Below are 16,935 nucleotides of genomic sequence, written 5' to 3' on the forward strand. Positions count from 1 at the left end.
TCCCATGACGGGTAAGGCAGGTCACACTTCCGGAGCCGACGACGCCGGTAAGCAGTCGCCGGCGATCGACATTCACACGACCGCGGGACGGCTCGCCGACCTGCACCTGCGCATCGATGAAGCCGTGAACGCCGGCAGCGCCAAGGCGGTCGAGAAACAGCACGCCAAGGGCAAGAAGACCGCTCGTGAACGGATCGAGCAGTTGCTCGACCCGGGTTCGTTCATCGAGCTCGACGCACTCGCACGGCACCGCTCCACTGCTTTCGGTCAGCAGAAAAAGCGCCCGTACGGCGACGGGGTCGTCAGCGGCTACGGCACCGTCGACGGACGCACGGTGTGCGTCTTCTCCCAGGACTTCACCGTGTTCGGCGGATCGTTGGGCGAGGTCTTCGGCGAGAAGATCGTGAAGGTCATGGATCTCGCGATGAAGATCGGCTGCCCGGTCGTCGGCATCAACGACTCCGGTGGCGCGCGCATTCAGGAGGGCGTGGTCGCGCTCGGTCTGTACGCCGAGATCTTCCGCCGCAACGTCCACGCGTCCGGCGTCATCCCTCAGATCTCACTGATCATGGGCCCGTGCGCGGGAGGTGCCGTCTACTCCCCCGCGATCACCGACTTCACGGTGATGGTCGACCAGACCTCGCACATGTTCATCACCGGCCCCGACGTCATCAAGACCGTCACCGGTGAGGACGTCGGCTTCGAGGAACTCGGCGGTGCACGCACCCACAACAGCCGCAGCGGTGTGGCCCACTACATGGGCAGCGACGAGGACGACGCGATCGAGTACGTGCGGTCGCTGCTGAGCTACCTGCCGCCGAACAACCTCGATCCCGGCGACGTGTTCGCCGCGGTCGACGAGGCCGAACTCGTGATCAACGATGCCGACCTCGAACTCGACACCATCATCCCCGATTCGCCGAACATGCCGTACGACATGGTGACGGTCATCGAACACGTCTGTGACGACGGCGAATTCATGCAGGTGCAGGAGTTGTTCGCACCCAATATCGTCACCGGTTTCGGACGCGTCGACGGGCAGAGCGTCGGCGTCGTGGCGAACCAGCCGATGCAGTTGGCGGGAACGCTCGACATCAACGCATCGGAGAAGGCAGCGCGTTTCGTGCGTACTTGCGACGCGTTCAACATCCCGATTCTCACCTTTGTCGACGTGCCCGGCTTTTTGCCCGGCACCGACCAGGAATGGGGCGGCATCATCCGGCGCGGTGCGAAGCTGCTGTACGCGTACGCCGAGGCGACCGTTCCGTTGGTCACCGTGATCACCCGCAAGGCCTACGGCGGCGCGTACGACGTGATGGGTTCCAAGCACCTCGGCGCCGACATCAATCTCGCCTGGCCGACCGCGCAGATCGCGGTCATGGGCGCTCAAGGTGCGGCAAACATCCTGTACCGCAAGGACATCGCCGCCGTCGCCGCCGAGACCGACAACGATCCGGCCGCCGTCGACAAGCGCCGCCAGGAACTGATCCAGGAGTACGAGGACACCCTCGCCAACCCGTACATCGCGGCCGAGCGCGGTTACGTCGACGCGGTGATTGCGCCGTCCGAGACGCGCACCCAGGTGATCCGTGCCCTGCGCGCACTGAAGACCAAACGGGAGAGCCTGCCACCCAAGAAGCACGGAAACATCCCGCTGTGAGCCAGGAGCAGAGCGCGCAGCCGGGCACCATCCGGTTCGAGACGTCCGCAGTCACGCCCGAGGAGATGGCGGCGGTCGTCGCCGTGCTGTCCGCCACCGGTGGCGGTGGAGGCGATTCATCGATGCCTCGATCGGAGTGGGCCGGACGCGCCCGCGTCGGCTGGCGCACCAGCGGTCTTCCGGCCGCGAGGTTCGTGGAGCGGTTGCCACGCTGAGAAGCGGCGCCCGTGCCGCACAACGAAATTCAGACTGAACGCCCGGCCTTCTGGCCGGGCGTTCTGCATGACCGATCCCACCTCATTTCATCATCCGGACAGGCCTGGTGTCTCCGCGCTCGTCACCATTAGCTTTCGTTTTGTTATTCCAAACACAACGTTATGAATGGAGACTGGCATGCGCAAGCTCGTCCTGCTCGCCCTTGTCGGACTGGGAGCCCAACTCGTCGACGGAAGCCTGGGTATGGCCTACGGCGTCACCTCCACGACGCTGCTCCTGGCGATCGGCACCAATCCTGCCGCCGCATCAGCCACGGTGCACCTGGCGGAGATCGGCACGACGCTCGCTTCGGGGACGGCCCACTGGAGGTTCGGGAACGTCGACTGGCCCGTCGTGTTCAAGGTCGGACTCCCCGGTGCGCTGGGCGCGTTCGCCGGAGCGACCTTCCTGGCGAACCTGTCGACCGACACGGCCAAGCCGGTCATGGCTCTGATCCTGTTCGCGCTGGGGTTGTACGTGCTCGCGCGCTTCACCGTGCGCGGGCTGCGCACCGACAGGCTCGGTCAACCGCTGCGCAAGCGATTCCTTTCTCCGCTGGGGCTCTTCGCAGGATTCGTCGACGCAACCGGCGGCGGTGGCTGGGGGCCGGTCGGCACGCCGGCCCTGCTGGCGAGCGGTCGGCTGGAGCCGCGCAAGGTGATCGGTTCGATCGACACCAGCGAGTTCCTCGTCTCGGTGGCCGCGAGCATCGGATTCCTTGTCGCCCTCGGTTCGCAGGGCGTGAACTTCGGCTGGGTCGCCGCTCTGCTGATCGGCGGACTCATCGCCGCACCGATCGCCGCATGGCTGGTGCGACACGTACCACCGCGCATCCTCGGCTCGGCGGTCGGTGGACTGATCCTGGTCACCAACGCCCGCACCCTGCTCAAGAGCGACTGGCTCGACGCATCCGACACAACTCGCTACGTGGTGTACGCAGCCTTGTACGCGTTGTGGGCCGCAGCGGTCAGCTACAGCTGGCGTGCGTACCGCAAGGAGCAGACCATCCCGGCGCATGAGGAGCGACCGGCCGCGGCCGCGTCCGCCTGATCCGTTCTTGGACGACGCCCGCGACCGAGCTCAGGCCGCCGCCGCATCCTGGCCGCGTCCGACGGCGACCGTGGCGAGTGCCCAGATCCCCATCATCACGGCCAGCACCGTGACCGCGAGGACGAAGTCGGCAGACGCACCGTAGAGCGCGCCGACGGCCACCGGGCCGACGGACGCGAGCAGGTAACCGGCACCTTGACCGACCGCCGAGACGGCGGGCACATCGGACGGGTCGTGCTGGTGCGCGATCGCGGAGAGGGCAATGGCGAGCGGCAGCCCCTGGCACAGGCCACACAGCAGCACGCCGAACGCTGCAGGCACCGAGCCCAGCACGAGCAGGACGAGTCCCGCGACGTACGTGGCGGTGATCGCAGCGATCCAGGTGATCCGCCGATTCGAACCCAGTACCCGGGTGCCCAACAGTGAGCCGGGGAAGCCGAGCAGACTGAACAACCCCAACGCGATTCCCGCGGACGACGGTGACCATCCCTGATCGGTGAGCATCGTCGGCAGCCAGTTGACGAGCGTGAAGAAGGCCATCGACTGCAGACCCATCACCAGGACGATGAGCCAGGTGCCGGGACGGGCCGCGACCGCGCGGATACGGGTCACGGGCGGCGCGGACGCAGCCACGTCACTGCAGTTGCGTCGAGCCGCGAGCGTCCACCAGGCCAACACCGCGAGCGCCGGCACCAGCCAGAGGCCGATGACGAACGGCCACTGCCAGCCGAGACCGTCGATGAGCGGCCGGGTCAGGAACCCCCCGCTCGCTCCACTGATCTGGAGGGCCACGGTGTACAGGCCCATCACGTACGCGAGATGCGCCGGGAACCGAAGCCGGGCGATCGCAGGAATCACCACATTGGCGATGGCGATACCCAGTCCGATCAGGAGCGTGCCGGTGAAGAAGGTGGGCGGGGTGACGACGAGACGGACGGCGATGCCGACGACGATGGCGGCGACCGCGACCCCGAGTGTTCGCTCGACTCCGACGCGTGCCGCGAGCGGCGGTGTGAGACAGGCGAAGACACCGAAGCAGATGAGCGGGAGCGTCGTCACCAATCCGGCAGCGACGGCGCTCAGGTGCAGGTCGTCACGGATGAGGGAGAGCGCCGGCGGGACGCTGGTGACCGGCGCACGGATTACGAAGGTCGCCAGCAGAAGGGCCAGGAGCAGGGCCGGTGCGGCGACTCGTTTCACCCGCCGAGTCTAGGCACCCGTCCCCGGCCCGCCCCGGCACCTGCCTTCCGCGCCGTCACAAATACGGTGTCGACCCGACGGGTGACGGGATAGGTTCGAGCGCGTGACTTCGAACCGCGAATACACCGCCATCGACCGGATCGCCGACGACCACCATGACGCGACCGTCGCCCTCAGCCCACTGACCGCCACCTACCTCGGCGTGCCCGGGCACGACCACGAGATGGACGACTTCTCGCCCCCCGGCCACCGGGCGAAGGCCGACCTCGCTCGGCAGACGCTCACGAAGTTGGACGCAGCGCAACCGGTGGACGACGTCGACCGGGTGACGCTCAGCGCGATGCGCGAGCGCCTCGAGCTCGAGGTCGAGGCGTTCGAGGCCGGCATCCCGCTCGCGTCCCTCAACGTGATCGCGTCGCCGCTGCAGGAGATGCGCGACATCTTCGACCTGATGCCGACCGACACCGACGAGCAGATCGAGACCATCGGGCGTCGGATGCAGACGCTGCCGAGGGCGCTCGACCAGTGGTTCGAGTCGCTGGCCGAGGCCGCGTCCCGTGGTGATGTCGCCGCCAAGCGCCAGGTCGAAGCCTGCATCAAGCAGACCGAGGACCACACCGCGGACGACGGCTATTTCACGACGTTCGCGCAGCAGCACCCGCAGATCGCCGACCAGATTCGTTCTGCCGCAACGGCTTACGCAGACGCAGGCCGTCGCCTGCGTGAGGAGATCCTCCCGAAGGCGCCGGAGGCCGACGGCTGCGGACGCGACAAGTACCCGCTGTACAGCCGCCAGTTCCTCGGTGCCGCCGTCGACCTGGAAGAGACGTACGCCTGGGGGCAGGAGGAACTCGCGCGGATCACCGCCGAGATGGCCGCGGTTGCCGAGCGCATCCAGCCCGGAGCCACCGTCAAGGAGGCCACAGCTGCTCTCGACGCCGACCCGAAGTACCAGTTGCACGGCACGGACGCGCTGCAGAAATGGATGCAGGAGAAGGCTGACGAGGCGATCACCGAACTCGCCGGAGTGCACTTCGACGTGGCCGAACCCGTCCACACCATCGAGTGCATGATCGCCCCGACCCAGTCCGGCGGCATCTATTACACCGGCCCGTCCGACGACTTCAGCCGTCCGGGGCGCATGTGGTGGTCTGTGCCGAAAGGCGTGACCGAGTTCGGCACCTGGCGCGAGCTCACCACCGTCTATCACGAGGGGGTCCCGGGGCATCACCTCCAGGTCGCGCAGACGATGTTCCGCAGCGAACTGCTCAACAAGTGGCGTCGCATGGATGCATGGACCTCCGGACACGGTGAAGGTTGGGCGCTCTACGCCGAGCGGCTGATGGACGAACTCGGCTACATGGACGACCCGGGCAACCGCATGGGCATGCTCGACGGTCAGTCACTGCGTGCGGCCCGCGTCGTGCTCGACATCGGGTTCCACTGCGGTTTCGAGGCACCCGAGGAAGTGGGCGGCGGCGAATGGACCTACGACAAGGCGTGGACCTTCCTCAACGCGCACTGCGACATGAACGAGGGCTTCCTGCGCTTCGAACTCGACCGATACCTGGGCTGGCCGGGGCAGGCCCCGTCGTACAAGATCGGCGAGCGCCTGTGGATGGAATTGCGCGCCGAGGTCGCCCGCCGCGAAGGTGACGACTTCGACCTCAAGACCTTCCACCGCCGCGCCCTCGACATCGGCAGTGTCGGCCTCGACACCTTGCGTGAGGCCGTTCTCGCCTGATCTCCTTCGTGCACAGCGCGTTCGGTATGACGGGAGCGACAGCAGCGCGCGCTACAGGATGAGCGTTCGCGGGGCCATACTGACGCGGTGGAATTCGCCCAGATCACTCTTGCCCTGCTCGCCGTGGTCGTCGCGGTCACGGCGGTCTGTCGACGGTTCGGCCTGTCGGCTCCGCTGATCCTCACCGCGATCGGCGCGGTTGCCTCGTTCGTGCCGTGGATGCCCGACGTACATGTCGAACCGCACGTCGTCCTGCTCGGATTCCTCCCGCCGTTGCTGTATGCCGCGGCGATCAACACGTCCCTCATCGACCTCGGACGCGAGCGCCGCTCGATCATCGGGCTGTCCGTATTCCTCGTGCTAGCAACGGCGTTCGCCGTTGCTGCGGTCGCCTGGGGTCTCCTCGCCGCACTTCCGTTCGCACTCGCGCTCGCGCTCGGCGGTGTGGTCGCACCGCCCGATGCGGTCGCGGCCACAGCGATCGCCCGACGTATCGGACTCCCCCGCCGCATCGTCTCCATCCTCGAGGGCGAGTCACTCTTCAACGACGCCACCGCGCTCGTCATCGTCAGCCTGTCCATCGAGGCGTCCACCCAAGAAGTGACGGGAGTCGACGTCCTCGTCTCGTTCCTGCGTTCCTCGCTGGGCGGCATCCTCATCGGACTCCTCGCCTATCGGCTGATCCAACTGGTGCGCCGCCACCTGCGCGACACGACCACCAACGTCGCGGTCTCGTTCATGACGCCGTGGATCGCCTACATCCCGGCCGAACTCGTCCACTCCTCCGGTGTCGTCGCCGTGGTGGTGTGCGGCGTGATGTTGGCGCACACCTCCCCGGTCGACCAGACACCGTCCGCCCGCGTGGCGCAGCGGATGAACTGGGGCACGATCCAGTTCATCCTGGAGAACCTCGTCTTCCTGCTGATCGGCCTGCAGGCGCGCACGATCCTGCAGGAGATGCAGGCCTCTCCGCTCGGTCTGGGACGCAGCGTGCTCGTCGCGACGGCGGTGCTGGCGACGGTCGTGGTTGTGCGACCGGTGTGGCTGCTGGCATGGGCCTGGGTGCGTCGTGTCAGAGGTACCGACGGCGGTCTCTCCATGCGCGAAAGTGCGGTTGCGTCCTGGGCCGGCATGCGCGGAGTGGTCACACTGGCAGCCGCGTCACTGCTCCCCGAGGACGCACCCGAACGCGGCGTGCTCGTCTTCACCGCGCTGGTCGTGACGCTCGGCACCCTCATCCTGCAGGGCTTCACCCTCGGCGCGGTCGCCCGCAAGCTCGACCTGCACGGACCCGACCCGCGCGAGACGGCGCTGCAGTACGCGCAGATGTTGCAGATGGCAGTCAACGCCGGGGAGCGACGACTGAACGAGGAGATCGCGAAGTCTCCCAATGTCCCCGAGCCGACCGTCGAAGCACTCCGGGACCAGGCGAAGCGACGGGTCAACCCAGCATGGGAACGACTGGGCCGCAACGATCCCGACGTCGAGAACCCCTCGACGGCCTATCGCCGGCTGCGTGAATCGATGCTCGATGCCGAGCGGGAGAAGCTGCTGAAGCTGCGCGACAAGGGCGTCATCGACCACGAGGTGCTGGTCGAGATCATGACCGGCATCGACGTGGAGGAGTCGATGATCGCCCAGAACAACGACAGCGACGAGCGGGTCGGCGACGACACGCTGTTGACGCCGCAGGAGCGACAGTTCGGGTGCGAGGAACTGCGCGAGGCGCCGGACACCGTCGAACCGCTCTCCCACGACAGTTGCCCCGAGTGCATGCGGGACGGGCTCCACCCGGTCTCGTTGCGGCTGTGCCTGACCTGCGGGAACGTGGGCTGCTGCGACTCGTCCGTCGGCAAGCACGCGAGCGCGCACTTCGAACGCACCGGCCACCCGGTGATGAGGTCCTTCGAGCCGGGCGAGGCGTGGCGGTGGTGCTACACGCATCACCTCCTCGGCTGACTGCGCTCCACCGGCGGGACACCTCGAACATCCACGTGGACCCGGCCACCTGGTGGGCGCACCGGGCGCCGTTCCATGTTGCTCGACGTGACTGACACGTGAGGCCGCGGGCTATCACTGACCGCAGGTCGATGGTGGACACGACGTCGGTCCGTCATAGGCCTTCGGCGTCCCGGTAGGTCTGTAGGAGTCCGGGTTCGGTGGTGTAGGTACGGCCGGTGGGTGTGGTCCAGGTGCACACGCCGGCGGTGTTCATGACCACCTGCCAGCCGTTTTGTTTCATTTTGTGGTGGTGTCGGCACAGGCATTGCAGGTTGGTGTCGGTGGTGGGTCCGCCGCGTTGGTAGGCGGTGACGTGGTCGGTGTCGGTGAACACCGCGTGCCGGGCACACCCGGGTGCTCGGCAGTGTTGATCACGGGCTTGGATCCTGCGGCGCATCGTCTCGGGTGGTCGGTACGCCTGTGAGGTGTCCTGGTGGATGAGTTCACCGGTGAGTGGGTTGAATTCGACCCCGGTGGTGGTGATCGTGGTGGCGTTCTGGATGAGTGCTTCGATCCCGTACCCGGACAGTGCGCCGACGCGGTGATGGATCCCCAACGCAGTGCTGTTCGTGACGCTGTTCGCCCCGCAGTTCTTGGCGTTGCGTTTGCTGGTCAACAGTCCGAGTGCTTCACCGCGGGTCACGGTCTTCTTGGATGACCTCCCCTTGCTGGGACCGGGTGTGTCACCGCCGGTGCCGCCGGGACCGTTCCCGCCACCGCCTGGGTTGCCTCCTGGGTTGCCGTCATCGCCGTCATCGCTGTCATCGCCGTCATCGCCGTCATCGCCACTGTCCTCGTTGCCGCGGTCACGACCGGAATCGCCGTTCCTGGGGCCTGACCCCGGTTCTTGGACACGCTGAATCCAGCACCTGGTGCTGGGGAAGCGAGATGATCCGAGAATCATGGCCAGGAAGAACTACTCCGAGGAGTTCCGTCGTCAGGCCGTCGACTTGTACGAGTCCACCCCGGGCGCCACGGTCCGCGGCATCGCCGAGGACCTCGGCATCGTGCGTGGCACGCTGCGGGGTTGGCTCGAGGTCTACGGGACCGGCAAGAAGACCGCCGCTGACGGGACGTTGACCTCCAGCCCGCTGCAAGCCAAGACGTCCGCCGCGAGCTCGTCGGCACCGACGGACGAGACGCCGGAGCAGAGGATCGCCCGGCTCGAGGCCGAGAACGCGGCGTTGCGAGCGGAGACCACCAAGCTCACGACCGAGCGGGAGATCCTGCAGCGGGCGGCCAAGTATTTCGCCGGGGAGACGCGCTGGTGAGTCGCTTCCAGTTCGTCGCCGACAACTCCGCCACCTTCGAGGTGAAGCGACTGTGCGAGCTCGTCGAGATCGAGCGCTCGTCCTACTACGCCTGGCTCAAGGCCGCGCCGGCCCGCGAAGCCAGAGCAGCTGACGACGCAGCGCTGGCTGAGCGGATCAGAGCGGTCCATGCCGAGGACAACACTCAGGGCGCGCCGCGGATCACCGCCGAGCTCAACGCTCAACTCGGTGACAGCGCGGCTGCCGGTGAGCGGGTCAACCACAAGCGTGTCGCGAGGGTGATGCGCTTTGAGGGCATCCGCGGCTACATGAAGAAGCGCCGGGTCCGCACCACGATCCCCGAGCCGTCGGGGCAGAAGTACCCCGACCTGCTCCAGCGTGACTTCACCGCCGAGCGCCCCAACGAGCGCTATGTCGGCGACATCACCTACCTGCCGCTGGCCGACGGGACGAACCTGTACTTGGCGACCGTGATCGACTGCTACTCCCGTCGGCTGGCCGGGTGGGCCATCGCCGACCACATGCGCACCGAACTCGTCGAGGACGCCCTCAAGGCCGCCGCCGCGACCCGGGGCAGCCTCAAGGGCGCTGTGTTCCACAGCGACCACGGGTCGGTCTACTGCTCGAAGGCCTACGCCAAGCTCTGCCGCAAGCTCGGCGTGACCCAGTCCATGGGCGCCGTCGGATCCAGCGCGGACAACGCCCTCGCAGAGTCGTTCAACGCCACGATGAAGCGTGAAGTCCTCCAAGACGCCGCCTGCTGGAGTGACGAGCTGACCTGCCGTCGGCAGGTCTTCAGATGGCTCGTCCGCTACAACACCAAGCGACGCCACTCGTGGTGTCGCTACACCTCGCCGGTCGCCTTCGAGACCGGCTACACCGCTACGCTGCGACCTGCTGCGTAATCACACCCCGTGTCCAAGATCCGGGGGTAGGGCCCCCTGTTGGCGTCCGCAGAGTTGTTGCTGCAGCCCTGGCATGTGGTGGGAGTAAGGACCTGAATGTCGAGGGTGTAGTTCAGGTTGCGGGTGACGATCTCGTACAACGCGTCGGCCCGGTACTCACCCAGGAGTTTGTCGGCAGCGTCTTCGCTGGTGTCGGATCGTTTGAGATCGTAGGCGCGTTTCTCGACCAGGTCACAGATCTCCGCGACCTGCGCATCGGGCAGGACCGCGGTGAAGGACGCCAACCCTGGGGTGGGGTGGGGGTCGAACCACACCCCGCTCTGCTGCGCTTTGGTGCGTTTGTGCGTCTTCCGGGCGGCTGGCGCCTCGAACCTGGTGACGAGGGTGCGGGTCGAGCGGCGTGCGGACGCCGCACCCCGGCAGTGGATCCTGCGTTGAAGGATCTTGTCTTCGATGAGTTCGCAGGTGTCGGGGCGGGCGTCCTGCAGTTCGGTCGCGACCGCGGTCACGGTGTCCAGGTTCGCCACACCAGCAGCCACCTCCGTGAGCAGGACCGGTGTTTTGGTGGCTGCCCACACCGATTTGCGCACCAGCTGCGACGCGGCGATGCAAGACAGGCGCAGTTCGGCGGCGACACCATCGGCTGCGAATTCACCCACATGCCCCGGCTCGTGTTGCACGAACTGCGTGCAGGTCACGTCGTGGGCGTCCCAGCGGGCGTACTGACTGATCGAGATCGCCCGGACGGCGCCGGCGGTGTTCATCACCGAGTGCGCCACCCGGATCGATTCCTCGAACTGCCGGGTCTGTGTCACCCAGTGATCCTCATCCGAGTTCTGATCCGCGTGCTCGATCCCGCTCAGGCCGGTGAGGTCGTCCCGGGTGAAGAACTTGTCGCCGGCTGCGTCCACGGTGAACGGGTCGTCGCTGTTGAGGCGTTCGAACACGTTGTGTGCCAGCAGTTGTGCGATGAGCAGTTGGATGGTGGCGGGGTTCGCGCCTGGTACCAGTTCGGGGTGCGATGCCAGTTCGATGGCGGCGTCGACACCGTCTTCGAAGCATCACTGCTTCGAGCAGGTCACGCGGGGTGATCGCGTCCTGTCCGAGGGGTTTCGTCGTGGTGTTCGACATGCCTTCATCGTACACCTGTTCGAACTCAGTTGAAGGGTTCGAACGGATCAATTGTGTTTGTGGACAACCGGATTGGTTACTCGCGGGTTGTGGAGAACGGGTGGTCGGGTGTGGCCGTGGAGGGTGCCGTGGTTTCGGCGCGTACGCCCCCGTCCCTCGGGCGTTCGGCTCAACCAGCGGCGGTGCGTACGCCCTCGTCCCTCGGGCGTTCGGCTCAACCAGCGGCGACGGGCGTTCGGCTCCACCGGTGGTGCTCACGATCAAGGCCCGGACAGTACGGTGAGCGGGTGCGATTCGTCCTTGCTTCTGCCTCCCCTGCCCGCCTGGCAACCTTGCGCTCGGCCGGCGTCCAACCGGAAGTCCTCGTCTCCGACGTCGACGAGCCGGCGGCGACCGCCGAGGCCGAGAAGCGGTACGGCGCACTCGAACCCGCCGGTGTCGCGTTGATCCTCGCGCGTGCCAAATGCGAGGACGTCGCCGGTCGGGACGAAGCGGACGACGCGCTCGTGCTCGGCTGCGACAGCGTCCTGGAGTTCGAGGGGGCGGCCCACGGTAAGCCGTCCGACTCGAGCGATGCGATCGCCCGCTGGCAGCGGATGCGCGGCAAGTCGGGCATCCTGCACTCGGGCCACTGGCTGATCGACAACCGGGACGACGGCACGGGTGCCACCTTCGGTGTCACCGCGAGCACTGTCGTGCACTTCGCCGACATCGACGACGCGGAGATCGAGGCGTACGTCGCCACCGGCGAACCTCTGTACGTGGCAGGCGCATTCACCGTCGACGGACTCGGCGGTCCGTTCGTCACCAGCATCGAGGGCGATTACCACAACGTCGTCGGAGTCAGCCTGCCCGCTCTACGCGAACTGCTGCAGGAGATCGGCATCTCCTGGCACGAACTGCGCCCTGCACCAACAGAATCTGTGTGAGGTTCCACCCTTCGCGGGGGAACCTCGCGCGGTCCATGGCTTCGTCGCGCCGCCCGCCGGAACGGAGACGACGCCGAAGCTATGGACCCTCGGTCACAACGTGAATCTAGTCACCCGTCCGAGTTCCGATCGTCCCGCTGGGTGAACACCCGGGACGGCATCTCCTGGGTCTCGCCCTCCCGCAGTTGCTCTTCCTGGTCGGCTCGTCGGCGCTGCGCGCGTTTGACCTCGAAACTGACGTCGATCTCCTCGAAACCCTTGGCACGCATCGATTTGGCCTGGCCGACGTAGGCCTTCTGGTCGCCCTCGGTGAGCTCGACGTCATCGGTGAACGGAGTGAGCAGCGCCCGCGGGTACAGATGCTTACGACGCACCACGTCGATCTCCAGGGACAACACGATTAGTGCGGCAGCCGCATAGATGAACGCGATCATGCCGAGCACGAACGCGAAAATGCTGTTGATGGCAGACGCGTGCTTGATGACGGTGTTGACGTAGGTGGCTCCGTAGGCCTTCAACGCCTCCCACCCGATCGCCGTGACCACCGCACCCACCCAGAGGTCAGCCAGACGCAACGAAGCGGCGGTGGCCATTTGGTAGGCGGCGAGGAACACTGCGGTCGACATCAGCACGCTGAGCAGGTGGATCGCGAGCGTCGCCGGTGTGCCCGAGATGTACCGCGTCACGAAAATCGAGGCTGCGGTGGTCAGCAGTAGTCCGAAGCCGGCCGTGACCAGCAGGATGAACGAGCGGCCGCGCGCCGCAAACGGGTTGGGACGGCTGTTGCGCGGCACCTGCCAGACGGTGTTCGCCGCGTACTGCAGAGCTTGTGCGGCGCCGAGTGCTCCGTACAGCGCACCGAGCACACCGATGACCACGGCTCCCGTTCCGCCGTCCAGGGCTGCCGGTGCCTTGAGTTGGTCACCGATCACCGGGAACTCCCCCAATGCCGAGTTGAGCAGCGTCTCCTGCCACTCCGGCCGGCCACGCAGGATCCAACTGAGCACGGTCGAGGCGAGCAACAGCACGGGGAACAGGGAGATGAATGCGTAGTAGGTCAGCAACGCCGCCAGGTAGGCGCCGAGATCGTCGAAGAACTTGTAACCGACCGCGATCGGGTAGCCCAACACCGGATAGCGGCGTTGGATCGCGTCGACCCGGTCGGAGAAGGACATGCTGGCAACCTATCCCGGGGACGCCACTGGCCTGCGCGGGGCGACCGGGTCGCGTAGCGTGTCCAGCGAGTCGCACCAGGAGCGGGCTGCACCGCTCTCACCCCAGAAATGGTTTGGATTCCTCGATGCCTGATCTGCACGACCCCGACAAGACCGGGCCGGTCGACGACGACCGGCCCGGCATCATGGACTTCTTCGACTCCGATTCCGGTGATGACCAGGAGTACGCGGGCGAGCAGTACTACGCCGAGGACGACGACGCGCAGGGCGGCGGACGCTATTCCGCCGGCGGTGGCATCAGTCCGGCACTCGCCGCCGCTGCCGGCGTGCTGGCTCTGCTGCTCGCAGGATTCACCTGGTGGGCCGGGCGCGCGAGCGCGTCCGGGGACGGGGAAGCGTCCACCACCGTGACCCAGCCGGCGCAGACGGTGACGGTGAGCCCGTCCGGACCATCAGCCCCGCCCTCCACGAGTGCCCCGTCGAGCACCCGGCCGGGTGCCGCGCCGAATGCAACGACTGTGACCACGACGGTCGTGCAGCCGGGTGGCACCGTCACCCGTACCGTGCCGGCCCGCACCGTGACGCAGCCAGGTTCCGTGCGCACCGTGACCAGCAGTGCCGCCGCTACGACCGTCACCACGACGGCGACCGCTGCCCCTCAGGTGAGCACGGTGACCACGACGCAGACCGTCACCGCACCGGCGCCGCCACCACCCCCGCTCCCGCCGGCCAGCACCGTGACGGTCACCACGACGGTCGTCGTGCCCCCTGGGCAGAACTGACGCATACGTACGAAGCCCCCGCTCGATCGAGCGGGGGCTTTCGTGCTTCGCCGGTCAGACCGGTGGGATCGAACGGCGCCGGGTGCTGAAGTGTCGGTCGCGGCCGGCCGCGTAGCGCAACCGGTGCAGCAGCTCGGTGCGCAGCGAGGACGCCTCGACGACTCCGTCGATCACCAGATCCGCGGCCAGACGTTCGAGGTCGACGTCCTCGAGGTACTCCTCGCGGCGGGCTCGCACGAACGCCTCGCGCTCGGCCTCGTCCTCGATCGCAGCGATCTTGTTGGCGTAGACGGCGTTGACCGCGGCCTCCGGACCCATCACGGCGATGCGCGCGGTGGGAAGTGCGAGCGTGGCGTCAGGATCGAAGCCCGGGCCACCCATCGCGTACAGCCCGGCACCGTAAGCCTTTCGGATCACAACACAGAACTGCGGGACGGTCGCCGACGACACTGCGGACACCATCTTCGCGCCGTGCCGGATGATGCCACCCCGCTCGACCTCGGATCCGATCATGAAGCCGGGCACATCGGCCAGGTACAGGATCGGGATGTTGTAGGCGTCGCACATCCAGATGAATCGCGCGGCCTTGTCGGCGGAGTCGGTGAACAGCACGCCGCCCTTGACCGCCGAGTTGTTGGCCAGGATGCCGACCGTGCGGCCCTCCATCCGACCGAACCCGACGACGAGCTCGGGGGCGAACAGCGGCTTGACCTCGAAGAAACTGTCGTCGTCGACCAGGCCGTCGATCACCTCGTGGACATCGAACGGCTGGCTCTCGACCTCCGGCACAGTGTCGTCGGTGAGCGGTTCGCTCGGCTCCTCCGGGTGGTACACCGGCCCCTCGGAGTGCCAGTTCAGCGGGAGGTAGGAGAAGAACAACTTCGCCAGTTCGATGGCCTCGGTGTCGTCCTGCGCGAGCAGGTCACCGACGCCGGACTGTGTGCAGTGCATCCGTGCGCCGCCCAGGTGTTCGAGTGAAACCTTCTCACCCACAACCATTTCGGCCATACGCGGCGAACCGAGGTACATCGAGGCGTTGCCCTCGACCATGATGATCAGGTCGGTGAAGGACGGGATGTACGCGCCACCGGCGGCCGACGGGCCGAACAGGCAGCAGATCTGCGGCACCTTTCCCGACAACGCGACCTGGTTGTGGAAGATGCGTCCGGCCCCGCGGCGCCCGGGGAACATCTCGACCTGGTCGGTGATGCGTGCACCGGCGGAGTCGACGAGCCAGAAGACGGGGAGATCCTCGCGCAGCGCCATCTCGGTGGCCCGGACGATCTTCTCCACGGTGCGCGAGCCCCACGACCCGGCCTTCACGGTGGGGTCGTTGGCGATGACGATCGCCGGACGCCCGTCCACCGTGCCGTGGCCGGTCACCACACCATCGGCGGGAAGACCGGTCGCCGTCGCATTCGCATACCGCCCGTCCTCGACGAACGATCCTTCGTCCAAGAGCAGCGAGATACGTTCTCGCACATAGAGTTTGTTCTGCGAGTCGAGCTTAGCCCGGGCTGCTTCCGAGGGCGCGTCGGACGCTTCGTGCGCCGCCTTCAGACGACCGCGGACATCCTCGACCCGTGCGTCCTTGGGGTGGGTCACGACGGCAGTCCCAGACCGCGGGCGATCAGCATGCGCTGCACCTCGGAGGTGCCCTCACCGATCTCCAGGATCTTCGCGTCGCGGTAGAACCGCGCCACCGGGTACTCCTCCATGAAGCCGTTGCCACCGAAGATCTGCGTCGCGATGCGGGTCGCCGTCACGGCGGCCTCGGACGAATAGAGCTTGGCGATGGACGCGGCCTGCTTGACCTCACCGAGGCTGCGACGTCCGGCCTCCATCTCGTCCTTCAGCCAGGCGGCCTTGTAGGTCAGCAGGCGCGACGCCTCGACCATCACGGCGAGATCGGCTACCTGGAACGAGACGCCCTGGTTGACGCCGATCGGACGGCCGAACGCGATGCGGGTCTTGGAGTATTCGGTGACCGCTTCCAGACACGCCTGGGCCAGGCCGACAGCGAGCGCCGAGATGGCGATGCGTCCATCGTCCAAGGTCTTCAGGAACTGCTTGAACCCGTGACCGCGTTCGCCGAGCAGGTTGTCTTCCGGCACCACGCAGTTCTCGAACGTGAGCCCGTGGGTGTCGGAGATGTGCCAACCGAGCTTGTCGTACGGCGGCTCGACGGTGAATCCCGTTGTGCCCGAAGGGATCATGATCGCGCTGATCTCAGCCTTGCCGTCCGCGGTCTCACCGGTCCTGGCGGTGACGGTGACGACGGAGGTGCGGTCGGTGCCGGAGTTGGTGATGAAGGCCTTCGCACCGTTGACGGTCCATTGACCGTCGGCCAACGAGGCGCGCGTCTTGGTGCCGCCGGCGTCCGAACCTGCCTCGGGCTCGGTCAGGCCGAAGCCGGCGAGCGTCCTGCCGGCGACGAGGTCGGGCAGCCACTGCTGCTTCTGTTCCTGCGTGCCGTACGTGAGGATGGGGTTGATTCCCAGGCCGACTCCCGCCGACAGCGTGATGCCCATCGACTGGTCGACACGGCCGAGTTCCTCGATCGCCAGACAGAGGTAGGTGAAGCCGCCCCCGTCCAATCCGGCCCCGCCGAACTCCTCCGGCACCACGAGCCCGAACAGGCCCAGCTCGCCCATCTGCGGCACCAGCTCCGACGGAAAGTGGTGCTCGCGATCCCACTGCGCGACATGCGGCGCGATCTTGGCCTCGGCGAAGTCACGCACGAGGCGCCGGAAGTCCTCGTGGTCCTTGGACAGCTCGAACATCGGGTGCGGCCTTTCACTTGTGGTGTGGGTCACGATTGCGCGGTGTCGT

14 protein-coding genes are annotated in these 16,935 nt (G+C 66.9%); 8 read left to right on the forward strand and 6 right to left on the reverse strand.

Annotation, left to right across the window (positions count from 1 at the left end):
- The first annotated feature begins 4 nt into the window (after positions 1-4).
- From FB459_RS15100 to FB459_RS15110, 3 genes are all read left to right on the forward strand, one after another.
- Entirely contained in the window at positions 5-1,660 is a 1,656-nt protein-coding gene (locus tag FB459_RS15100; protein WP_141929063.1) for an acyl-CoA carboxylase subunit beta, read from the forward strand.
- Positions 1,657-1,875 (forward strand): acyl-CoA carboxylase epsilon subunit, encoded by a 219-nt coding sequence (locus FB459_RS15105; protein WP_141929064.1) that lies wholly within the window; start codon positions 1,657-1,659, stop codon positions 1,873-1,875. The genes FB459_RS15100 and FB459_RS15105 overlap by 4 nt, the downstream gene beginning before the upstream one ends.
- A 178-nt stretch (positions 1,876-2,053) precedes the next feature.
- Entirely contained in the window at positions 2,054-2,965 is a 912-nt protein-coding gene (locus FB459_RS15110; RefSeq protein ID WP_141929065.1) for a sulfite exporter TauE/SafE family protein, read from the forward strand.
- Positions 2,966-2,995: 30 nt separating this feature from the next.
- On the opposite strand, the gene FB459_RS15115 is transcribed toward FB459_RS15110, so the two are convergent.
- Positions 2,996-4,165, reverse strand: a complete 1,170-nt coding sequence (locus tag FB459_RS15115) for an MFS transporter (RefSeq protein WP_141929066.1) — start codon at positions 4,163-4,165, stop codon at positions 2,996-2,998.
- 103 nt (positions 4,166-4,268) lie between these two features.
- Between FB459_RS15115 and FB459_RS15120 the strand changes: the two genes are divergently transcribed.
- Both FB459_RS15120 and FB459_RS15125 read left to right on the forward strand, forming a co-directional pair.
- The gene (locus tag FB459_RS15120; RefSeq protein ID WP_141929067.1) at positions 4,269-5,909 is read left to right on the forward strand and encodes a DUF885 domain-containing protein; all 1,641 of its coding nucleotides are present in this window, start codon (positions 4,269-4,271) and stop codon (positions 5,907-5,909) included.
- Positions 5,910-5,996: 87 nt separating this feature from the next.
- On the forward strand, positions 5,997-7,868 hold the full coding sequence (locus FB459_RS15125) for a Na+/H+ antiporter (RefSeq protein WP_141929068.1): 1,872 nt from the start codon (positions 5,997-5,999) through the stop codon (positions 7,866-7,868).
- Between the two features lie 154 nt (positions 7,869-8,022).
- On the opposite strand, the gene FB459_RS15130 is transcribed toward FB459_RS15125, so the two are convergent.
- Positions 8,023-8,553: an HNH endonuclease gene (locus FB459_RS15130; protein WP_141929069.1), complete on the reverse strand. Its 531-nt coding sequence runs from the start codon at positions 8,551-8,553 to the stop codon at positions 8,023-8,025.
- Between the two features lie 259 nt (positions 8,554-8,812).
- On the opposite strand from FB459_RS15130, the gene FB459_RS15140 reads away from it, so the two are divergent.
- A protein-coding gene (locus tag FB459_RS15140) for an IS3 family transposase (RefSeq protein WP_370447369.1) occupies positions 8,813-10,086 on the forward strand; the annotation gives its coding sequence in 2 pieces (ribosomal slippage) (positions 8,813-9,161 and positions 9,161-10,086; 1,275 coding nt in all).
- On the opposite strand, the gene FB459_RS15145 is transcribed toward FB459_RS15140, so the two are convergent.
- Entirely contained in the window at positions 10,056-11,033 is a 978-nt protein-coding gene (locus FB459_RS15145; protein WP_141929071.1) for a hypothetical protein, read from the reverse strand. The genes FB459_RS15140 and FB459_RS15145 overlap by 31 nt on opposite strands.
- 471 nt (positions 11,034-11,504) lie before the next feature.
- Between FB459_RS15145 and FB459_RS15150 the strand changes: the two genes are divergently transcribed.
- Entirely contained in the window at positions 11,505-12,146 is a 642-nt protein-coding gene (locus tag FB459_RS15150) for a Maf family protein (protein ID WP_141929072.1), read from the forward strand.
- Between the two features lie 110 nt (positions 12,147-12,256).
- Here FB459_RS15150 and FB459_RS15155 read toward each other — a convergent pair whose 3' ends face one another.
- Complete coding sequence (locus tag FB459_RS15155; protein WP_141929073.1) at positions 12,257-13,321, reverse strand: YihY/virulence factor BrkB family protein; 1,065 nt, start codon at positions 13,319-13,321, stop codon at positions 12,257-12,259.
- 125 nt (positions 13,322-13,446) lie between these two features.
- On the opposite strand from FB459_RS15155, the gene FB459_RS15160 reads away from it, so the two are divergent.
- On the forward strand, positions 13,447-14,103 hold the full coding sequence (locus FB459_RS15160; RefSeq protein ID WP_141929074.1) for a hypothetical protein: 657 nt from the start codon (positions 13,447-13,449) through the stop codon (positions 14,101-14,103).
- A 54-nt stretch (positions 14,104-14,157) separates the two neighbouring features.
- Here the strand turns inward: FB459_RS15160 and FB459_RS15165 are convergent, their stop codons facing one another.
- Together FB459_RS15165 and FB459_RS15170 are read right to left on the reverse strand one after the other, a co-directional pair.
- The gene (locus FB459_RS15165; RefSeq protein WP_141929075.1) at positions 14,158-15,708 is read right to left on the reverse strand and encodes an acyl-CoA carboxylase subunit beta; all 1,551 of its coding nucleotides are present in this window, start codon (positions 15,706-15,708) and stop codon (positions 14,158-14,160) included.
- A complete protein-coding gene (locus FB459_RS15170; protein WP_141929076.1) occupies positions 15,705-16,886 on the reverse strand; it encodes an acyl-CoA dehydrogenase family protein in 1,182 nt (393 codons plus the stop codon). The genes FB459_RS15165 and FB459_RS15170 overlap by 4 nt, the downstream gene beginning before the upstream one ends.
- Positions 16,887-16,935: the final 49 nt, after the last annotated feature.

Source organism: Yimella lutea (genome assembly GCF_006715095.1).
Lineage (GTDB): Bacteria > Actinomycetota > Actinomycetes > Actinomycetales > Dermatophilaceae > Yimella > Yimella lutea.